This window comes from Paenibacillus koleovorans NBRC 103111 (genome assembly GCF_004000845.1).
GTDB classification, from domain to species: Bacteria; Bacillota; Bacilli; order Paenibacillales; family NBRC-103111; genus Paenibacillus_AA; species Paenibacillus_AA koleovorans.
The window spans coordinates 1-1,724 of sequence record NZ_BIMA01000239.1; the positions used below are offsets into that span (position 1 = coordinate 1).

General features: G+C 39.2%; 2 protein-coding genes. Both read left to right on the top strand.

Annotated features, from left to right (window positions below; translation table 11 throughout):
• Positions 1-754: 754 nt before the first annotated feature.
• Positions 755-1,240, top strand: coding sequence for an NUDIX domain-containing protein (locus PKO02S_RS31945; RefSeq protein ID WP_127589320.1), 486 nt, complete (start codon positions 755-757; stop codon positions 1,238-1,240).
• Between the two features lie 87 nt (positions 1,241-1,327).
• On the top strand, positions 1,328-1,724 hold a 397-nt coding region (locus tag PKO02S_RS31950; protein ID WP_164821828.1), incomplete at its 3' end, for a phosphotransferase.

The following is a 1,724-nucleotide window of genomic DNA, read 5'->3' on the forward strand; positions in this document are numbered from 1 at the left end:
CCATTTTTGGGTTTGGTTCATTTTGTCAAGTACTGATTTCGGTTTTGAGCCTCTTAAGCGAGGAGAAATATTACTTTCGCTTCTTGATGATAGATAAGCCGGAATATGCTAGCAGTTGAAGTAACGGGGAACGGTAGTTCAAACATAATCAAGGAGCAGTTTGCCGCGGCAACTGCTCTTTGTCATTAAGCTATCGGACAGATTTGCGTAATAGAGCAATGTTCTGTATAAGTGTTTTATCCATTGAATGCAAACGATTTAATGGTTACTATGTCCATATAAAAGTAAATCTACTCAAGGCGTGGGAGGGGATCAAATGAAGAAACCTTCAACAAGTCTAGAATTATCCGTCAGAAAATACAATGCTGATCCAGAATTAAGTATCAGAATTAATTCATGAAGCCGTTATACCGAAATCACAAAAGGATGGTTTCAACGGTACTGTACTCGACTATTATCTAAAAACCTGGAGTATCGATACGTTTATCGAGTTGTAATGCTGAGAGATTGTACGAATTCAAGTGAATTTCCAGACACGGTTGATTCTGAAAATCCTGAAGGTGGTTGGATGAAGTTTGTATTTTTAAGAGTTTATGAGACCGATATTGGCTATACTTCCACTTCGACAGCTTTGACGAGGGCTTACCTGAACTAAAGGGACATGAAAGCGCGGCGATAGAACCGATCCATGGTTTTAATTGCTGCAGCAGTAATTAACAGTTGAAAGTAATTTGCCTAATGGGTGTGATAGAGGATGGAAAAGATAAGACTTCGCGCTTGTGCACTAATCATTGAAAACGATGCAATCTTACTGGTCGAGTACAAAAATGATAATGATGACGGCGTACATTACAACTTTCCGGCAGGTGGCCTTGAGCCTGGTGAAACATTAATTGAAGCTGCGGAACGGGAAGCGAAAGAAGAGGCTTGTGTCGAGGTGGAAGTAGGTCCAGTTGCTTTTGTATACGAATATCAACCAACGAAAAACAACTTCATGTACGGAGATACTCATTCTATTGGGGTTACTTTTCAATGTAAGTTGAAACCAGGATCACATCCCAAACTTCCTGAAAATCCAGACCCTCAACAGATTGGTGTCAAATGGATCCCTATTTCGGAGTTACATGCCATTCAACTATATCCAGAGATCAATAAGGATATTGTTGATTACTATTGTGGTGAAAATTACCGCAATTATGTTGAGGAACGTGAAATTCAACTGAGCAAGCCGTTACGCTAATGGAGAACGAGAGCTCAAAATAACGGGCAGTAGAGTTCAAGCAGAAAGATTGTGTTAAATAAGGGAAGACAAAAAGGTGGCTGTTCTATGCTTCCAATCAAAGTGAACGAAATCCCCAACGAAATATATGACTACTTAGATTCAGTTAATGACATCAAATTCCCAAGGCAGGGTCATACATCTGATGTTGGAATAGTTGAAAGTGCAAATGGGCGGTTTATTCTAAAACGTACAAAGGGCGAGCAGTATTGTTCTTGGTTATCAAATGAAGTACGCGTTCTAAAATATCTAAATAACACAACATTACCAATCCCTGAAGTTTACCGATTTGTAGAGCGAACAGACGAGAATCAATCTTGGGCATTGTTAGAGTTTTTCGAGGGGGAGACTCTAAGGCAAGCATTATCTATAGAAAAGAATAAAAATAAGAAACATGGCTCAAAACCGAAATCAGTACTTGACAAAATGAACCAAACCCAAAATT

What these genes read in the sequence shown, in the direction of transcription:
- PKO02S_RS31945 (WP_127589320.1), top strand. Translation starts at nt 755, where the DNA reads ATGGAAAAGATAAGACTTCGCGCTTGTGCACTAATCATTGAAAACGAT.